The 17,263-nt window shown below is 66.7% G+C and carries 16 protein-coding genes; 10 read left to right on the forward strand and 6 right to left on the reverse strand.

Features of this window, described 5'->3' with window-relative positions; all coding sequences use genetic code 11:
- Positions 1-25: 25 nt before the first annotated feature.
- Complete coding sequence (locus PRN20_RS09080; RefSeq protein ID WP_273956987.1) at positions 26-1,084, reverse strand: Gfo/Idh/MocA family protein; 1,059 nt, start codon at positions 1,082-1,084, stop codon at positions 26-28.
- A 36-nt stretch (positions 1,085-1,120) separates the two neighbouring features.
- Entirely contained in the window at positions 1,121-2,653 is a 1,533-nt protein-coding gene (locus tag PRN20_RS09085; protein WP_273956988.1) for a sensor histidine kinase, read from the reverse strand.
- Between the two features lie 166 nt (positions 2,654-2,819).
- On the opposite strand from PRN20_RS09085, the gene PRN20_RS09090 reads away from it, so the two are divergent.
- From PRN20_RS09090 to PRN20_RS09100, 3 genes are all read left to right on the forward strand, one after another.
- Entirely contained in the window at positions 2,820-3,443 is a 624-nt protein-coding gene (locus tag PRN20_RS09090; protein WP_273956989.1) for a thermonuclease family protein, read from the forward strand.
- A 109-nt stretch (positions 3,444-3,552) separates the two neighbouring features.
- Positions 3,553-4,032, forward strand: coding sequence for an Lrp/AsnC family transcriptional regulator (locus PRN20_RS09095; protein ID WP_273956990.1), 480 nt, complete (start codon positions 3,553-3,555; stop codon positions 4,030-4,032).
- 1 nt (position 4,033) lies between these two features.
- Complete coding sequence (locus PRN20_RS09100) at positions 4,034-4,915, forward strand: alpha/beta hydrolase family protein (RefSeq protein WP_273956991.1); 882 nt, start codon at positions 4,034-4,036, stop codon at positions 4,913-4,915.
- A gap of 40 nt (positions 4,916-4,955) precedes the next feature.
- Here the strand turns inward: PRN20_RS09100 and PRN20_RS09105 are convergent, their stop codons facing one another.
- Complete coding sequence (locus PRN20_RS09105) at positions 4,956-5,594, reverse strand: PAS domain-containing protein (protein WP_273956993.1); 639 nt, start codon at positions 5,592-5,594, stop codon at positions 4,956-4,958.
- Between the two features lie 439 nt (positions 5,595-6,033).
- Between PRN20_RS09105 and PRN20_RS09110 the strand changes: the two genes are divergently transcribed.
- The 3 genes from PRN20_RS09110 to PRN20_RS09120 all read left to right on the forward strand — a co-directional run bounded on the left by PRN20_RS09110 (position 6,034) and on the right by PRN20_RS09120 (position 10,314).
- On the forward strand, positions 6,034-7,785 hold the full coding sequence (locus PRN20_RS09110; protein ID WP_273956994.1) for a methyl-accepting chemotaxis protein: 1,752 nt from the start codon (positions 6,034-6,036) through the stop codon (positions 7,783-7,785).
- Between the two features lie 102 nt (positions 7,786-7,887).
- A complete protein-coding gene (locus PRN20_RS09115; protein ID WP_273956995.1) occupies positions 7,888-9,531 on the forward strand; it encodes a GMC family oxidoreductase in 1,644 nt (547 codons plus the stop codon).
- Between the two features lie 12 nt (positions 9,532-9,543).
- On the forward strand, positions 9,544-10,314 hold the full coding sequence (locus PRN20_RS09120) for an SDR family NAD(P)-dependent oxidoreductase (RefSeq protein WP_273956997.1): 771 nt from the start codon (positions 9,544-9,546) through the stop codon (positions 10,312-10,314).
- 178 nt (positions 10,315-10,492) lie between these two features.
- Here PRN20_RS09120 and moaA read toward each other — a convergent pair whose 3' ends face one another.
- Together moaA and PRN20_RS09130 are read right to left on the reverse strand one after the other, a co-directional pair.
- Complete coding sequence (gene moaA / locus PRN20_RS09125; RefSeq protein ID WP_273956998.1) at positions 10,493-11,533, reverse strand: GTP 3',8-cyclase MoaA; 1,041 nt, start codon at positions 11,531-11,533, stop codon at positions 10,493-10,495.
- Positions 11,534-11,625: 92 nt separating this feature from the next.
- Complete coding sequence (locus tag PRN20_RS09130; protein ID WP_273956999.1) at positions 11,626-12,219, reverse strand: L,D-transpeptidase; 594 nt, start codon at positions 12,217-12,219, stop codon at positions 11,626-11,628.
- 241 nt (positions 12,220-12,460) lie between these two features.
- On the opposite strand from PRN20_RS09130, the gene rpiA reads away from it, so the two are divergent.
- The 4 genes from rpiA to PRN20_RS09150 all read left to right on the forward strand — a co-directional run bounded on the left by rpiA (position 12,461) and on the right by PRN20_RS09150 (position 16,738).
- On the forward strand, positions 12,461-13,150 hold the full coding sequence (gene rpiA / locus PRN20_RS09135; RefSeq protein ID WP_273957000.1) for a ribose-5-phosphate isomerase RpiA: 690 nt from the start codon (positions 12,461-12,463) through the stop codon (positions 13,148-13,150).
- Positions 13,151-13,187: 37 nt separating this feature from the next.
- Positions 13,188-13,727: a DUF2059 domain-containing protein gene (locus tag PRN20_RS09140; RefSeq protein WP_273957001.1), complete on the forward strand. Its 540-nt coding sequence runs from the start codon at positions 13,188-13,190 to the stop codon at positions 13,725-13,727.
- Between the two features lie 69 nt (positions 13,728-13,796).
- Positions 13,797-15,176, forward strand: coding sequence for a glutathione-disulfide reductase (gor, locus tag PRN20_RS09145; protein WP_273957002.1), 1,380 nt, complete (start codon positions 13,797-13,799; stop codon positions 15,174-15,176).
- Positions 15,177-15,361: 185 nt separating this feature from the next.
- A complete protein-coding gene (locus PRN20_RS09150; protein WP_273957004.1) occupies positions 15,362-16,738 on the forward strand; it encodes a class II 3-deoxy-7-phosphoheptulonate synthase in 1,377 nt (458 codons plus the stop codon).
- Positions 16,739-16,744: 6 nt separating this feature from the next.
- Here the strand turns inward: PRN20_RS09150 and PRN20_RS09155 are convergent, their stop codons facing one another.
- The gene (locus tag PRN20_RS09155) at positions 16,745-17,161 is read right to left on the reverse strand and encodes a response regulator (protein ID WP_273957005.1); all 417 of its coding nucleotides are present in this window, start codon (positions 17,159-17,161) and stop codon (positions 16,745-16,747) included.
- Positions 17,162-17,263: the final 102 nt, after the last annotated feature.

The raw sequence follows: 17,263 nt of genomic DNA on the forward strand, positions 1-17,263 counted from the left end.
TGATTACAATCGGCTCGATGGACGACTAGACGTCCACCCAGCGGCGCTCCCGGTGCGACCGCAGCGCCGCATCCAGCACCTTCTGCACTTCGACGCCCGCCTCGAACCCCGGCTCGGGCCGGAACCCGCCCTGGATCGCATCGATGAAGTGCCTGGCCCCGGCTGAGGCCTTGGTGAACGGCGCCATGAAGTCCTTGCGGTCCATCTCGCCATAGCGCGCATCGGGGACGACGATCGTCTCGGTCGCCCCACCCCGCTGCGTCGCCACGAACCGCAAGCCGTCGCGCGGGCCGAGCACCACATGCTCCACCTCGACGCTGCCGTCTTCGCCGTCGATGCCGACCGACATGCTGCAGGCACAGTCCTGGTGGGTCAGCGTCGTCACGTCGATGATCCCCTGCGCCCCCGAGGCGAAGCGCACGATGAGATGCGCCGTGTCATTGGCCGGCTGGGCAATCTCGCGCCGGAACAGCACCGGCGCGTCCGCCATCACCGAGCTGATCGGACCCATGAGCCACTGGGCCATGTGGATCATGTGCGAGCCGAGATCGCCGAGGGCGCCCGTCGCGCGCGCTGCATCCATCCGCCACTGATAGTCCGCACTGGGCCCGCTCCCGCCCACGAAGCGGAACTCCGCGCGCAGCGGCCGGCCGACGAACTTGTCGTCCACGAGCGACTTGAGGTGCTGGAAATGCGGCTGCCAGTGCCAGGTGAAGGGCACCATGTGCTTGATGCCGGCTTCATTGGCGCGCGCCAGCATCTCCGCGGCGTCGCCGGTCCCGAGAGCCATCGGCTTCTCGCACAGCACATGCAGGCCCGCCGCAATGGCCGACAGCGTCATCTCGTGGTGCAGGTCGTCCGGCGCCGCGATCACCACCGCCTCGATGCCGCTCTTCAGCAACTCGGGATAGGCCGTGAAGGCCTTGGGGATGTTGTGCTTGCGCGCCAGTGCCCCGGTGCGCTCGCCATCCCGGCCGCAGATCGCGACGATCTCGGCTCCGGGATGCGATTCAAGCGATGGAAGAAACATGAGTTCGGTCCACCAGCTCGTGCCGATGATCCCGACCTGAACACGGTCCGACATAGCGCCCTCCGGCCGCTGATGCCCCCGGAACGGTTTTTATCCTGCTTCGGAATATATCTGCAACCGCGGCTTCTTCTCGACCACGGGGGCGAGCGCATCCATCACGCGGGCGCGCGGGAACGTGGCGATGACCTCGGTGCCGAAGCGGAGTTTCGAAAACAGGTCGAACCGCCCCTGGTGCAGTTCCATGATGCGCTGCACGATCGGCAGCCCCAGGCCCGCGCCCTGTTCGGCCGATTTATGCGCCAGCGAACCCTGCCCGAACGAGGTGAGCACCATCTCGATCTCGCTCTCGGGAATGCCCGGCCCGTTGTCGCGCACGCTGATCAGCTGGCCGCCATCGCCCGAGCGGGTCACCGTCAGGTGCACCTTGCCCGACTGCGGCGTGAACTTGATGGCGTTCGACAGCAGGTTCAGCACCACCTGGCGGATGGCGCGCTCGTCGCCCCACAGCTTGGGCAGGTTGTGCGCGTAGCTGACCGTGATCTCGATGCCCTTGCCCTTGGCGCGGATTTCCACCATCCGCCGGCAATCGTCGGCGATGTCGATCAGCGACACCGCTTCCTCGTTGAGGTCGTACTTGCCCGCCTCGATGCGGCTCAGGTCGAGCAGTTCGTTGATGAGGTTGAGCAGGTGCTGGCCGGACGAATGGATGTCGCCGGCATATTCCTTGTACTGGGGCACCTGGTGCGAGCCGAGCAGCTCGGATTTCAGCACTTCGGAAAAGCCGATGATGGCGTTGAGCGGCGTGCGCAGCTCGTGGCTCATCGTGGCGAGGAACTGCGACTTGGCGATGTTGGCCTGCTCGGCGTGCCGGCGGGCCTCGTCGCTCATTTCACGCGCTTCCTCGAGCTCGTTGATGAGCGCATCCTTCTCGGCCTGGTGCTTTATGGTCTCGAGCTCGGAGGTGTAGAGCTGCTTGGCGAGGAAGACGAAGAAGATCTCGCCGCCGATCACCACCGCCGCCAGCGCCCAGTTGAGCGTACCGCCCGAGACCATGAGGTTGATCGTCACCGTGGCGGCAGGCGGCAGCGTGCTGGTCAGCGTCGCGCCGGGCAGGGTGCGGGTCAGCACCGCGTTGGCGGCGATGCCGATCAGCGTCATCGCGAACATGGCGACGAGCAGCGCCACCCTGTCGTCCGCGACCAGCGTGAACAGCGACAGCATCGCCCAGCAGATACCGTTCACGCTCTCGGCCGCGATGAACGTCGCCGCCCAGCGCGGCGCGCTGAACTTGCTGGCCGGCTCGCTCTTGAACTGCCGGCAGAGGAGGACGACGACGAGGTTGGCCGCGATCACCAGCGCTGCCCAGCCGCCGGCGGCCAGCGGCGAAACCCACAGGCTCGCGAACAGCGCCAGGATGAGCACCAGGGCCGGCACGGCCAGCAGGCCGCTCAGCCGCGAGTTCGCGTATTCGTCGATGAGTTCGAAATCGTAGGAAGCGCGGGTGCCGGAGCTGGAGGTGAGGCGCTGGCGCGCGTCTTCCACGGTCCGCTGCGAATTGCGTCGGAGTCCGCGGCCCATCTGGGCGCGCACGTCGTCTCCGTGCATCGCGGACTTGGAAACCATCTACGCAGTACTCGACACTTACTATTGCGAAGAGAGAGAAACGCACTCTCTGACACTTGGTCAAAAAACCTATGCGCCGCATGGTTAAGTTACGGTGAAGCCGGGGGCACGGAAAATGGGTAAAACCCGCGACAGGCGGCCCCGGGCCCCGCTCAAGTTTGATGCCATGCCAGCCTGGGCCTCGGGCCGGCGCGTTCGGCACGGGTCCGGTGGCACCAACTGGCGCAACTGGGCCTTCATCCTGCTCCTCATTGGCGGTCTCGCGATCTACGCCCTGCTGCCGGAGCCGCCGTTCCCCCTAGGGGGCACGCCGCTCACCGGTCCGGTCGAGCGGGTTGCCGATGGCGATACGCTCGAGATCGCCGGACAGCGCATCCGCCTCCTGGGTCTCGACGCACCGGAGTGGAACCAGACCTGCCGTACCGCCGCCGGTGCCGAGTGGCCCTGCGGTCGCGACGCAGCGCGGCGGCTGCGGAACCTGGCGGCCGGCCGCACCCTGAACTGCTCGGCCGAGGGGCATGACCGCTACGGTCGGCTGCTCGCCACCTGCCGCGATGGCAGCGTGGACGTTGCCGAGGTCATGGTGGGGGAGGGGCTGGCCGTGGCGACCGATGCCTATGCCGGCGCCCAGGCTGCTGCCAGGCGTGCAAGGAAGGGCATCTGGCAGGGCGATTTCGATACGCCGGCCGCATGGCGGCAGCGCGAGGCCATGGGCGAAGCCGCAAGCGGCGGGAATCCCAGCCGTTTCGAGCGCTTCATGGCCTGGCTGACGGGCCTGTTCGCCAGTTGACAGGCGCAAGATATTTTCGTTTTATGCCGCCCAACGCTGACCATCGTTGCGTCAGTCTGGGTAATTCGCCTAGAACGCGCAATCTCATTTCACGGGGGCTGTCATCGCTTTGGACAAGATCGACCGCAAGATTCTTGCGCTCCTGCAGAAGGACGCGACCACTCCTGTTGCCGAAATCGGCCGCAAGGTCGGGCTGTCGACCACTCCGTGCTGGCGGCGCATCCAGAAGATGGAAGAGGACGGGATCATCAAGGGGCGCGTCGCCGTCCTCGACCCGGCCAAGATCAATGCCGGCGTCACCGTCTTCGTTTCGATCCGCACCAACGAGCACAACGACTCCTGGATGCGGAAGTTCGCTGCCGTGGTGGATGACTTCACCGAGGTCGTCGAGTTCTACCGCATGAGTGGCGAGGTCGACTACCTGCTGCGCGTCGTCGTGCCCGACATCGCGGCCTATGACTCGTTCTACAAGAAGCTGATTTCCAAGATCAATCTGACCGACGTGAGCTCGTCCTTCGCCATGGGGCAGATCAAGTACACCACGGCGCTGCCGCTCGAGTTCGCCATCGTCAGCGACGACGACCGGTAACATGCCCATCACCAGAGATCGGCTGCGCCAGCTCATCGGACTGGCAGAACGGCCGGTGACGCTGAGCGCTGCCCAGATTGAGCAGCGCGACGGCTATGAGATCGAGCACCTGTCGCTGCGCATCGGCGACGAGGAAGTCCGCGGCATCCTCACCCGGCCACTCCATGTCGAGGGCAGGCTGCCCGCCATCCTCTACGGCCACTCGCATGGCGGCCGCTACGATATCGGCGCCGACGAGTTGCTCGACGGTCGCGAGTACCTGCTCGATCCGCTCGGTCCGGTTTTCGCGCGTGCCGGCTACGTGACGCTCTGCATCGACATGCCGGTGTTCGGCGAACGCGCCACGGTTTCGGAAGGCTACGCGGCCAAGGCTCTGCTCTGGTATGGGCGCGGCCTCTTCGCCGAGATGCTGAGCGACCACGCCTCCGCGCTGACCTACCTCGCGTCGCGTCCCGACGTGAATCCCGACCGCATCGGCGCCTTCGGCATCTCGATGGGCTGTACGCTCAGCTACTGGCTCGCTGCGATGGACGAGCGCATCGCTGCCGTGGCGCACCTCTGCTGCTTTGCCGATCTTCGCAAGATGATCGAACTCGGCGCGCATGACGGGCACGGGATCTACCTCGTCGTGCCCGGCTTGCTCAACGAGGCCGATGCCGGGGCTATCGGGGCGCTGGTGGCGCCGCGCCCGCAGCTCATCTGCATCGGTGAGGCCGATGCGCTGAGCCCGCCGGAGGCGGTGGCGCTGGCCTGGGCGGAAACCAGCGAGACTTACGCCCGAACGGGTGGCGTTCTCGAGAAGGTGTCGGAGCCCGGCGTCGGCCACCGCGAGACCCTGCGCATGCGCGAGGCAATGCTGGCCTTCTTCGCCCAGCACCTCTAGGAGCGCATTGGGGAAAGCCCAGGGTTCCGCCGTTCGCAGCCTAGCGGCCGACGATCCCGATCGCGCCGTCGTCATGGACGACGAACCGCACGCCCGAGCGCGTGAAGGCGTCGCGGATGGCGTCGAGGTTCGCGTCGCGCACCGCGCGGCGCCCCGGCATTTCCACACGTCGCACGGTGGAGAAGGAGACACCCGCCTTCTCGGCGAGCTCGATCGCCGTCCAGCCGAGGTAGGCGCGGGCCGCGCGCACCTGCGCGTGGGTGAGGCCCGGGTCCTCGCGAACGGCGCTTGCCTGCCTGTCCGTCACATCGATGCAGATGCCGCTGATGCCCAGCAGGCCGCCATCGCTTGCGCGTACGGCCCGACCATGTAGCCGCACGCGCCGCAGCTCGCCATCCGGCCGGATGACGCGGAATATCCGGTCGTCGAGCCACTCCATGGCGAGCAGCGCCTGCCAGTTCCCCACGGCGCGCAGGTCGTCCGGATGCACGAGGTTGCGGCAAACGTCGAGTGTCGGGATGACGCTGAAGGCCTCCATGCCGGCGAGCCGGTACAAGCCGACCGACCACTCGAGCTGGTCCTGCCCGGCCTGCCAGCTCCAGCTGCCAATTGTCCCACGGTCCTCCGCCCGGGCCAGCAGGTCGCCGGTCCGGTGATGAACATCCGACTCATCGTTCACTAGGCGCTGGCCTCCTGGAGCCTGTTCTGGGGATCGGGAGCCATCGCTTCACTGACCATGCAGATCGAATACGCAGTTTTCCCTAGTCGCGATCTCACCGTCGCAACTGCCCCATTTCACAACGGCGCACGAACCTGTGCGCCCAATTCAAGTCATGTTGCCGCCCCAGCACCGCAGCATATGCGGCGGAACTGGGGTTTGCGCTAGATCAGCGCCGATCACATTTTGCCGTGAGCAGAAAACGCTCAAGGAAAGCTTTGTCTGTTTGTTGAAAGAACAAAAAGTGCTCTAACAATATAGTTGCGGCAGACGAAACTATATCGGCCGCCATGGCTCAATCATATTGAATGTAACTCATGGTTAACTGTCAATATGTATGGGGGTCTACGTGCGACCGGGTGGCCCCGGTCGGCGATTTAGGGAATTTGGGAGTTCCTGCATGTTTGGCTGGTTTGGGTCGCGCCGCGGGGGCGGCGCGGAAGTCGATGCACGTGCGGTGGTGGACGCCGCTTCGCGCTCGCAGGCGATGATCGAGTTTGCGACCGATGGCACGATCCTCGGTGCCAATGACAATTTCCTCGCGACAATGGGCTATTCGCTCGACGAGATCGTCGGCCAGCACCACCGCCTGTTCGTGACGCCGCTGCACGCCGCGAGCGAGGAGTATCGCGAGTTCTGGCGGCGGCTGGGGCAGGGCGAGTATCAGGCGGCCGAGTACCAGCGCCTCGGCAAGGGCGGGCGCGAGATCTGGATCCAGGCGTCCTACAACCCGATCATGGGTGCGGACGGCAAGCCGGCGCGGATCGTCAAGTTCGCCACCGACATCACCGACCAGAAGCGTATGAGCGCCGACTGGCAGGGGCAGCTCGCCGCCATCTCGAAGTCGCAGGCGGTCATCGAGTTCACGCCTGACGGCAAGGTGCTGACGGCGAACCAGAACTTCTGCGATGCCCTGGGCTACCGTCTGGACGAGATCGTCGGCCGCCACCACGAGTTGTTCGTTCCCCGCGCCTATGCCCAGAGCGCCGAGTACCGCGATTTCTGGCGCCGGCTGGGCGAGGGCGAGTTCCAGGCGGCCGAATACCTGCGCCTCGGCAAGGGTGGCCGCGAGGTCTGGATCCAGGCGACCTACAACCCCATCCTCGACCACGGCGGCCGCGTGCTGAAGGTGGTCAAATACGCCACCGACGTCACCGCCCGGAAGCAGGCCGTGGTCATGCTCGGCCAGAGCCTCAGCCGCCTCGCCGACGGGGACCTGCGCGCCCGCATCGCGACGAGCTTCCCCGGCGAACTCGACGACGTCCGCACGGCCCTCAACCACACGGTCGACCGCTTCGCCGAGATCATCGGCCAGCTGCGGCGCACGTCGCGCACGCTCAGGTCCGCCACCGCGGAAATCCTCGCCGGCGCCAACGATCTCTCCGGACGAACCACGCGGCAGGCCGCGACCATCGAGGAAACCTCGGCGGCCATGGAGCAGTTGAGCGCAACCGTGGCCGACAATGCCCGCCGCGCCGGCGCTGCCAACGTCAAGTCGCAGGAGGTCCTCCACGCCGCGGCGGAGGGCGGCGAGGTCATGCGCTCGGCCAACGACGCCATGACGCGCATCTCCACCTCCTCGGGCAAGATCTCCAACATCATCGGCATGATCGACGACATCGCCTTCCAGACCAATCTGCTGGCCCTCAATGCCTCGGTCGAGGCGGCGCGGGCGGGCGATGCCGGCAAGGGCTTCGCCGTGGTGGCGGTGGAAGTGCGCCGTCTCGCGCAGTCGGCGGCCCATGCCTCGGCCGAGGTCAAGGCGCTGATCGAGCAGTCCGCCCAGGAAGTCGGGGCCGGCTCGCGCCTCGTCTCGGCCGCAGCCGACAAGCTGGCCGCCATGCTCGCCGCCGTCGACGAGAGCGGCTCCCTGGTCAACAGCATCGCCGGCGCCACCCAGGAGCAATCCGGCGCAATCGCCGAGGTCACCAACGCCGTTCGCCAGATCGACGAGATGACCCAGCACAACGCCGCGCTGGTCGAGGAGATCAACGCCTCGATCGAGCAGACCGAGGCCCAGGCCGGCGAACTCGACGGCATGGTCGCCCGCTTCGTGATCGAGGATCAGCCCGCCGTTTCGTCGAAGCCCGCCCCGCGGGCTTATGCAAGCGCCGGCAACGCCGCCATCGCAACCGACTGGAACGAGTTCTAGCCGACCCCTTAGACATTTCGCCCGCGACGGCTATTCTGGCTGTCGCGGGCGTACACGCCCCACCGGCGCCAGGGAACGCCGGCTGCTCTGGAGGGGGCGTTCATGCGGGAGGAGTTCGATCACATCGTGATCGGAGGCGGCGCGTCCGGCTGCGTTGCAGCGGCGCGGCTCGTGACCGACGGCGACCGGCGGGTGCTGCTGCTCGAGGCCGGCTACTCGCACCACCATCCGCTGCTCGACATGCCGCCGGGGATCTTCAAGCTGATCAACGGCTCGAAATACATGACCTATCACCACACCGTGCCGCAGCCGCATCTCAACGGCCGCGTGCACGATATCCCGCAGGGCAATGTGCTCGGCGGCGGCACCTCGGTGAATGCCCAGGTCTACATGCGCGGCCGCCCCACCGACTACGACGAGTGGGACCAGCTCCTGCGCGGCAACAACGACGGCGCCGCCTGGGACTGGAACACGGTGCTCCCCCACTTCCGGCGCATCGAGGGCAACAACCGCATCGCCAACGACTACCACGGCAACGACGGCCCGCTGCTCGTCTCCGACCCCGGCCACATCGACGACGTCTCGCGCTGGTTCGTGCAGAGCGTCCAGCTGATGGGCGAGCCCTTCACCAGCGACTTCAACGGCCCCGCCCAGCGCGGCGTCGGCTTCTACCAGTTCATGAACCGCCGCGGAAAACGCTCGAGCGCCGCCTATGCCTATGTCGAGCCGCTCAAGGACGATCCCCGCCTGACCGTCCGCCTCCGCGCCGCCGTGCAGCGCATCAACATCGAGAACGGCCGCGCCACGAGTGTCACCTACCGCGATGCCGCCGGTCACGAACACACGGTCCACTCGAAGGGCGACATCGTCCTCAGCGCCGGCGCACTGGTAACGCCCAAGCTCCTGATGCTCTCCGGCCTCGGCCCCGCCGAGCACCTGCGCCAGCACGGCATCGACGTGCTGGTCGACCTGCCCGGCGTCGGCCGCAACCTCATCGATCACCCCGAAGTGCCGGTGATCTCGGTCGCCAACGGCCCCTACGGCTACTTCCGGCAGGGCGTCGGCTGGCGCATGATCCGCAACGGGCTGAACTTCAAGCTGTTCGGCAACGGCCCCATCCTCTCCGCCGGCTTCGAGGCCGGCGCCTTCATCAACCCGCTCGACCGCGACGCGCCCCCCTCCATCCAGGCCTTCTGCGTGCCGATCGTCTATCTCGATCGCGACCTGCTGAAGGTCTTCGACGACACCTATGGCGTCACCATCACCACCGTCCTCGTGAAGCCGAAGTCGCGCGGCTACGTCGAGCTGCGCTCGTCCAACCCCGCCGACATGCCGCTCGTCTCGCCCCACCTGCTGCAGGACCCCGACGACATGAAGACCATGGTCGCCGGCCAGCGCTTCTTCCGCGACGTCCTGCTGTCCGGCCCGCTCGGCAAGCGCGTCGAGAAGGTGATCGCCCCCGAGGGACCGGACCTCAGCGACGAGGTCATGGCCGATCACTGCCGCCGCTTCGTCAAGACCAACTACCACCCGGCCAGCACCGCCCGCATGGGCGCCGACGGCGACCGCATGGCCGTGCTGGACGCGCGCATGCGCGTGCGCGGCGTCGACAACCTGCGCGTCTCGGACATGTCGGCGGTGCCCAACATCAATGCCGGCAACACCACGGCGCCCGCCATGATGCTGGGCGACCGGTGCGTCGACTTCATCCTCGGGCTGGATCGGCCCGCGGCCAGCGTTCACTGAGGGAGCAAAGAGATGTCGGTCTTCGATCTGTTTCGACTGGACGGCAAGACGGCGCTGGTCACCGGCGCCACCCGCGGCATCGGCCTCGGCATCGTCGAGGCGCTGACCGACGCGGGCGCCCACGTGATCATGTCCTCCAGAGTGCCAAAGCCCGAAGTGCTGGCGCGCTTCCGCGAAGCCGGCCACAAGGTCGACTACATCCAGGGCGACGTGCAGGACCCCGCCGTCCCCGGACGCCTGATCGCCGAGGCACTCGAACTCGCCGGCGGCAAGCTCGACATCCTCGTCAACAATGCCGGCGTCGCCCAGCACGGCGACACCGAGGCCTTCCCGGCCGAACAGTACCGCCGGCTGATGGATATCAATCTCGACAGCGTCTTCCGCGCCTGCCAGGCAGCGCTCACCCCGATGCGCAAGCAGAAGAGCGGCGTCATCCTCAACATCGGCTCGATCTCGGGCCTCGTCTCGAACATCCCGCAGCGCCAGGCCGCCTACAACGCCAGCAAGGCCGCGGTGCACATGCTGACCAAAAGCCTCGCCTCGGACTACGCCGAGGAGGGCATCCGCGTGAACGCCATCGCCCCGGGCTACATCACCACCGACATGACCAATGGCGGCCTCTCCGACCCGGTCTGGGGCCCCGTCTGGCGCGACATGACCCCGATGAAGCGCCCCGGAGACGCCATGGATATCGGCGCCGCCGCGCTCTACCTCTGCTCCCCCGCGTCAGCCTACGTCACCGGCGAAGTGCTGGTGGTCGATGGGGGCTACACGGTTCGCTGAGGGCCGAAACCGACTGAAGCAGACGGCCCCCTCCCATCCTCCCCCACAAGGGGAGAGGTGCCGCATCCAGTGTTTGGCACCATCGTGCCACAAGCTCGACTCTTCACCTCCCCCTTCATGGGGGAGGCCGGGAGGGGGCCGTCTCCATCGGCAACGCGCGACTTCCCCTTGCGAGGGACTACCCCCCCGTCACGCTCATGTGCCGGCTCAGCGCTGGTGCCGTATGCTCCCGGTCGAGCACGAAGTCGTGGCCCTTGGGCTTGATCAGCATGGCCCGGTCCAGCGCTTCGTCCAGCGCCTCCGGCCCGCCTTCGCGGATGGCCGCGCGCAGGTCGACCATGTCCTCCTGGCCCAGGCACAGGTAAAGCTGGCCCGTCGCCGTCAGCCGCACCCGGTTGCAGCTCTCGCAGAAATTGTGGCTCATCGGCGTGATGAAGCCGATCATGCCGCCGGTCTCGGCGACATGGTCGTAGCGGGCCGGGCCGCCCGTGCGGTGCCCGGTGGGCTCGAGCGTGTAGCGCGCCTTCAGCCGGTCGCGCATCTCCTTGAGCGGCAGGTAGCTGTCGACCCGGTCGATCCCGACTTCGCCCAGCGGCATGCCCTCGATCAGCGTCAGCCCGAAACCGCGACCATGCGCCCAGTGCATCATGGGCTCGATCTCGTCCTCGTTGAACCCGCGCATCGCGACCATGTTGATCTTGATCCGGAGCCCGGCCGCGTCGGCCGCGTCGATGCCGTCGAGCACATCGGCGATGCGGCCGCGCCGCGTGATCTCGGTGAAGCGCTTCTCGTCCAGCGTATCCAGCGACACATTGAGCCGCCTTACGCCGGCGCGCACCAGCCCGTCGGCATACCGGCGCAGCTGGCTGCCGTTGGTGGTCAGCGTCAGCTCCTCGAGCCCATGCCCGATGTGACCGCCGATCTGGCCGACCAGTTCCATGATGTCGCGCCGCACCAGCGGCTCGCCACCGGTCAGCCGCACCTTCCTCACCCCGCGGGCGACGAAGGCGTTCACGATGGTGTCGATCTCCTCGAAGCTCAGCACGTCCTTCCGGGGGAGGAAGGTCATGTGCTCGCTCATGCAGTAGACGCAGCGGAAATCGCAGCGGTCCGTCACCGACACCCGGAGGTAGGTGATCTGCCGGCCATAGCGATCGACGAGCGGGCGCCCGGCGCCGGTCGGCGCAAGGTTCGGCTGTTCGAGAAGCGTCAGGGACATTCCCCTTTCTAGCCCACTGCCGACCGTGGAGCAAAACAAGAAAGGGCCGGCTCCGTGGAGCCAGCCCTTCACAATTGGCATGATCGCGGCCGTTACTGGCGGACGACCACCAGGGCGCCGACCTTCACGCGTTCGTAGAGATCGGTCACGTCCTCATTGGTGAGGCGGATGCAGCCCGACGAGACGGCTTGGCCGATGGTCCAGGGCTCCGAGGTGCCGTGGATGCGGTAGAGCGTCGAGCCGATATAGAGGGCGCGGGCGCCGAGCGGATTGTCCGGACCGCCGGGCATATAGGCCGGCAGGTCGGGAACGCGCTTGCGCATGGCCGGCGGCGGCGTCCAACCGGGCCACTCGGCGACCCGGGTGATCTTGTGCTGGCCCTGCCAGCGGAAGCCGTCGCGGCCCACGCCGATGCCGTACCTCAGCGCCTTGCCATCTTCCATGACAAGGTAGAGCCGGCGCTCGGACGTCTCGACGACGATGGTGCCCGGCTTGAGGGTCGTCTCATAGTCGACGATCGCCTTGGCAATCGCGCTGCCGCGCTTCGAGCGCGCGGCAACCGTGGTCGACTCTTCCCACAGGTTTGAATCTGGATTGTAGACACGCGCCGCGGCGGCCGGAGCCACCAGCGACACGCTCAGGATCGCCGAAAGTGCGGCTGCGAGCGCTATTCTGGTTATAGACATTTGTTTCAAAACTTCGCCTCTTGACGAAACGGCCGCACCTGCTGCGCGCCAGTCGTGCCTTGGTTGATAAAGCGTTCCATACGCCCAACAAACGGGCGATGCCACGATTCGGACAAACTGCTAACAATGCCGCCACAATCTGTTGCGCCGAAGCGACATACCATTCACCTCTGCGTGAGCGTGGACGGTTGACAGCCCGGCCCGCCTCTCCTAACCGGCCGCCATCTTCAGGGAGGCAGTGATGGACGATCCGAAATGGCAGGCCGCCAATGCGGCAATGGCCGAGGTCCGCAGCGGCATGCGGCTGGGCCTGGGTACCGGCTCGACAGCCAGGCACTTCGTCGACCTGGTCGGGCAGGCCGTCGCCGGCGGGCTCGACGTCATCTGCGTGCCGACTTCCGAGGTCACCGCGGCCCAGGCCCTCTCGCTCGGCATCCCGCTGACCGACCTCGATGCGACGCCCGAGCTCGACCTGACGGTCGACGGTGCCGACGAGATCGGTCCGGGCCTGGCGCTCATCAAGGGGGCAGGGGGCGCGCTGCTGCGCGAGAAGATCGTCGCCGCGGCGTCGCAGCGGATGATCGTCATCGCCGATGCGTCCAAGCGCGTTGAAATGCTGGGCCGCTTCCCGCTTTCCATCGAGGTCAACACGTTCGGCCTCGGCGCGACCAACGCGCTGATCGCGAGGGTGATGGCCGATTTTGGCGCCGAAGGCGCACTGAAGCGGCGCTTCAAACCCGACGGTTCGCCCTTCGTCACGGATGGTGGGCACGCCATCATGGATGCTTTTTTTGGCCGCATTCCTCGGCCAGAAGCGCTGGCGCAAGCCCTTGTCGATATCCCGGGCGTCGTGGAGCACGGCCTCTTCATCGGCCTGTGCAAGCGGGCCTACGTGGCAGGGCCGGAGGGTGTCGACGTTCTGGACGGCTGATGGCCGCTCGGGTAGAGGCTAGTGGGGAAACAACCAGATGGGCACCAAGCTGATGACGTCCACTTTCAAGCGCGCGCCGATGCTTGTCGCAGCGCTGCTTTCGCTGATCCTTTCGTCCTTCGCGCTTCCGGCCCTGAGCCAGGACGCTCCGGCCGAGATTTCGCCCGAGGTACTGGCGCTGGCGCGCAAGTATGTCGACCTGACCGACACCGGCGGCCTCTACGAGGCGACCATCGTGCAGGCCGGCATCCGGACCTACCGCCAGTTGCTGCCGCAGAACCCGGAGATTTCTGATCCGCTCAACAAGGCGATCGAGAAGGTCCTGGGCACCTACAAGGGCCGCAAGAGCGAGCTCTTCGACCAGTTCGCCCGCATCTATGCCGTCGTCTTCTCGCAGGACGAGCTGCAGCAGATCGTGGATTTCTACTCCTCGCCGACCGGCCAGAAGCTCGCCAAGTCGAACGCAATGACCAGCGGTACCATCAACCGCGTCATGGACGTGTTCTCGTCGAACCTGAACACCGAGTTCTTCGCTGCCGTGCGCGCCGAGCTCAAGGCTCAGGGTATCGACAGCTGATAGCTTGATACCTATGTGTCCAAAGGCCCCGTCATCGTGCGGGGCCTTTATGCATCTGGGGTTAGGTTTGTGAGCGACAGTTTCGATCTCGTGGTGATTGGTGCCGGTTCGGGCGGCGTGCGGGCCGCACGCATCGCCGCGACCTACGGCGCCCGCGTGGCAATCGTCGAGGAATACCGCGTCGGCGGCACCTGCGTGATCCGGGGCTGCGTGCCCAAGAAGCTCTTCGTCTACGCCTCGCGCTACAAGGACCTGTTCGAGATCGCCCCGAGCTTCGGCTGGGATGTCGGCACGCCCAGCTTCGACTGGGCGACGCTGGTCGCCAACAAGGACAAGGAAATCGCCCGGCTCGAGGCGGCCTATGTCGCCGGGCTGGAAAAGCCCGGCGCCGAGATCATCCGCGACCGCGCGACCGTCACCGGTCCCCACAGCGTGAAGCTGCAGAAGTCCGGCCGCGAGCTGACCGCCGGGACGATCCTCGTCGCCACCGGCGCGCATCCCTTCATCCCCGATATTCCGGGCAAGGAACTGGCCATCACCTCGAACGAGGCCTTCCACCTCGAACAGCTCCCGCATTCGATCCTCATCGAGGGCGGCGGCTTCATCTCGGTCGAGTTCGCGACGATCTTCTCCGGCCTCGGCGTCAACACCACGATCGTCTATCGCGGCGACAAGCTCCTGCGCGGCTTCGACGAGGACCTGCGGACGGGGCTGGAAGCCGGCCTCGAGGCGCGCGGCGTCAAGATCATCCACCAGACCAACGTGCTCGGCCTGCGCCAGACAGGCGACGACGTCACCGTCAGCTTCTCCGATGGCATCGACGCCCCCTTCGGCGCCGTCATGTTCGCCACCGGCCGGTCGCCCAACACCTCCGGCCTCGGGCTGGAGGCGGTCGGCGTCGAGCTCGAGGAAGACGGCGCCATCGCCGTCGACGAGTACTCGCAGTCGAGCGTTCCCTCGATCTACGCCGTCGGCGACGTCACCAACCGCGCCCAGCTGACGCCCATCGCCATCCGCGAGGGCCACGCCTTCGCCGACACCGTGTTCGGCGACCGGCCGACCGCCGTCGACCACTCGCTCATCGGCGAGGCCGTGTTCTCCGAGCCGGAAGTGGGCACGGTCGGTCTCAGCGAGCACGATGCAGCCACCCACGGCGACATCGACGTCTACGTCACCCGCTTCCGCCCGATGATCAACACGCTCTCGCTCAAGTCCGACCGCATGATGATGAAGCTCATCACCAGGGCCGACGGCGGCGAGGTGCTGGGCGTCCACGTCCTCGGGCCGGGCGCCGCCGAGATCATCCAGATGGCCGCCATCCCCATGGGCATGAAGGCGACCAAGGCCGATTTCGACCGCGCCATCGCCATGCACCCGACGGCGGCCGAGGAACTCGTCACCTTCAAGAAGCCAAGCTACGTCTACCGGGCCGGCGTGAAACAGCCCTGACGCCGCCACCGCTTCGCTGCGCCACTCTTGCAGTGTGCCCCTCATCACCGGGCTCGTCCCGGTGATCCAGCCGCCGTGCGTCCGCGCGGCGAAAGGACTCTTCACACGAAAGCTTCGAAGCTCTGCGAGGCTTCACACCGCCCCATTCCCCTGATAGGACGCCCGCCACCAGGAGGAAGTGCGTTATGACTTGGTCGCCCCAGAGCTGGAGAGAAAAGCCGATTTCGCAGGTTCCGGCCTACCCGGATCCCGCGAAGCTGGAAGCCGCCGAGGCGCAGCTGAGGAAGTTCCCGCCGCTGGTCTTTGCCGGCGAGGCGCGCGAGCTCAAGAGCCAGCTCGCCGATGTGGCCGAGGGCAAGGCGTTCCTCCTCCAGGGCGGCGACTGCGCCGAGAGCTTCGCCGAGCACGGCGCCGACCATATCCGCGACTTCTTCCGCGTCTTCCTCCAGATGGCGATCGTCCTCACCCACGGTGCTTCGAAGCCGGTGGTGAAGGTCGGCCGCATCGCAGGGCAGTTCGCGAAGCCCCGCTCGTCCGATACCGAGACGATCGATGGCGTCACCCTGCCGTCCTATCGCGGCGACATCATCAACGACATCGCGTTCACCGAGGCCGCGCGCATCCCCGATCCGGAGCGGTTGCTGCTCGCCTACCGCCAGTCGGCCGCGACGCTCAACCTGCTGCGCGCCTTCGCCTCGGGCGGCTATGCCGACCTGACCCGCGTCCATGAGTGGACCATGGGCTTCATGAAGGACACGAGCGCCTATCCGCGCTTCGAGGAGATCGCCACCAAGATCGACGACGCGATCGACTTCATGCGCGCCCTCGGCCTCAACTCCGAGAACACCCCGTCGCTGCGCGAGACCAAGTTCTACACCAGCCACGAGGCGCTGCTGCTCGGCTACGAGGAAGCGCTGACCCGCCGGGACTCGATCACCGGCGAATACTATGCCACCTCAGGCCACATGCTCTGGATCGGCGACCGCACCCGCCAGCCCGACGCGGCGCATGTCGAGTATTTCTCCGGCATCCGCAACCCGATCGGCGTCAAGTGCGGCCCGAGTCTCGCCGCCGATGACCTGCTCCGCATCCTCGATCGCGTGAACCCCACCAACGAGCCCGGGCGCGTCACGCTGATCGGCCGCTTCGGCTCGGACAAGATCGCCGATCACCTGCCGCGCCTCATCGAGGCGATCCAGCGCGAGGGCAGGGTGGTCGTGTGGTGCTCGGATCCGATGCACGGCAACACCGTCAAGGCCTCGAACGGCTACAAGACCCGCCCGTTCGAGCGCGTGATGAGCGAAGTGAAGAGCTTCTTCGACATCCACCGCTCTTTCGGCACCCACGCCGGCGGCATTCACATCGAGATGACCGGCGACGACGTGACCGAATGCACCGGCGGCGGCGTCGCTGCCATCACCGAGGCCGGGCTGCAGGACCGCTACCACACCTATTGCGATCCGCGCCTCAACGCCTCGCAGGCGCTGGAGCTGGCCTTCCTCGTCGCCGAGGAACTGCGCTCGCAGCGTCCGGCGCGCGAACGGGTCGTGGCGGCGGAGTAAGGGCGCTCAGGCGGTCGCGACGCGATCGCCGAACAGCGTTAGGCGGCGGGGCGGCACCATGGCGCGCCCGGCACCCTCGCGCGTTCCTAGGGCGTAGGCGATCGCCTGCCGCAGTTCGTTGTCGGCGGCGGGCTTGGCGATGACACCGATAGTGCCCGGAACGCCTGCTCCCAGCTGTTCCGGATTGGCCGTCATGTAGATGACCGCGACGCCCTCCTCGGCGAGGCGCCTGCCGGTTTCGACTCCGGTGGGCCCATCGGCCAGATTCACGTCGACGATCGCAAGGTCGGCGTCTTCGGCCATAGCCAATGCCTGGCGGCTGTCAGCGGCGATCCCCAGCGACTGGTGCCCCAGATCCTCCAGGAGGCTCTCCAGTGCCATGGCGATGAAGATCTCGTCTTCTATGATCAGCACCTTGCTCATGCGTCGTTCCGCCAGTCCGTCTGCGTCATTGTCCCAACTCGCCATTGGCACAGGTGGTTGCACCCGTCAGCTGCAGGGCAGCGATGCTGTAGTGGAGAAGCG

It is taken from the genome of Devosia sp. ZB163, assembly GCF_028613635.1.
In the GTDB taxonomy this organism is placed as follows: domain Bacteria; phylum Pseudomonadota; class Alphaproteobacteria; order Rhizobiales; family Devosiaceae; genus Devosia_A.

Excerpts from the sequence above, each read along its gene's own strand:
- PRN20_RS09115 (WP_273956995.1), top strand. The coding sequence starts at position 7,888 with ATGCGGGAGGAGTTCGATCACATCGTGATCGGAGGCGGCGCGTCCGGC.
- PRN20_RS09130 (WP_273956999.1), bottom strand. The coding sequence starts at position 12,219 with ATGTCTATAACCAGAATAGCGCTCGCAGCCGCACTTTCGGCGATCCTG.
- PRN20_RS09090 (WP_273956989.1), top strand. The coding sequence starts at position 2,820 with ATGCCAGCCTGGGCCTCGGGCCGGCGCGTTCGGCACGGGTCCGGTGGC.
- PRN20_RS09150 (WP_273957004.1), top strand. The coding sequence starts at position 15,362 with ATGACTTGGTCGCCCCAGAGCTGGAGAGAAAAGCCGATTTCGCAGGTT.
- rpiA (WP_273957000.1), top strand. The coding sequence starts at position 12,461 with ATGGACGATCCGAAATGGCAGGCCGCCAATGCGGCAATGGCCGAGGTC.
- PRN20_RS09140 (WP_273957001.1), top strand. The coding sequence starts at position 13,188 with ATGGGCACCAAGCTGATGACGTCCACTTTCAAGCGCGCGCCGATGCTT.
- PRN20_RS09100 (WP_273956991.1), top strand. The coding sequence starts at position 4,034 with ATGCCCATCACCAGAGATCGGCTGCGCCAGCTCATCGGACTGGCAGAA.
- PRN20_RS09155 (WP_273957005.1), bottom strand. The coding sequence starts at position 17,161 with ATGAGCAAGGTGCTGATCATAGAAGACGAGATCTTCATCGCCATGGCA.
- PRN20_RS09120 (WP_273956997.1), top strand. The coding sequence starts at position 9,544 with ATGTCGGTCTTCGATCTGTTTCGACTGGACGGCAAGACGGCGCTGGTC.
- PRN20_RS09110 (WP_273956994.1), top strand. The coding sequence starts at position 6,034 with ATGTTTGGCTGGTTTGGGTCGCGCCGCGGGGGCGGCGCGGAAGTCGAT.
- PRN20_RS09085 (WP_273956988.1), bottom strand. The coding sequence starts at position 2,653 with ATGGTTTCCAAGTCCGCGATGCACGGAGACGACGTGCGCGCCCAGATG.
- PRN20_RS09080 (WP_273956987.1), bottom strand. The coding sequence starts at position 1,084 with ATGTCGGACCGTGTTCAGGTCGGGATCATCGGCACGAGCTGGTGGACC.
- moaA (WP_273956998.1), bottom strand. The coding sequence starts at position 11,533 with ATGTCCCTGACGCTTCTCGAACAGCCGAACCTTGCGCCGACCGGCGCC.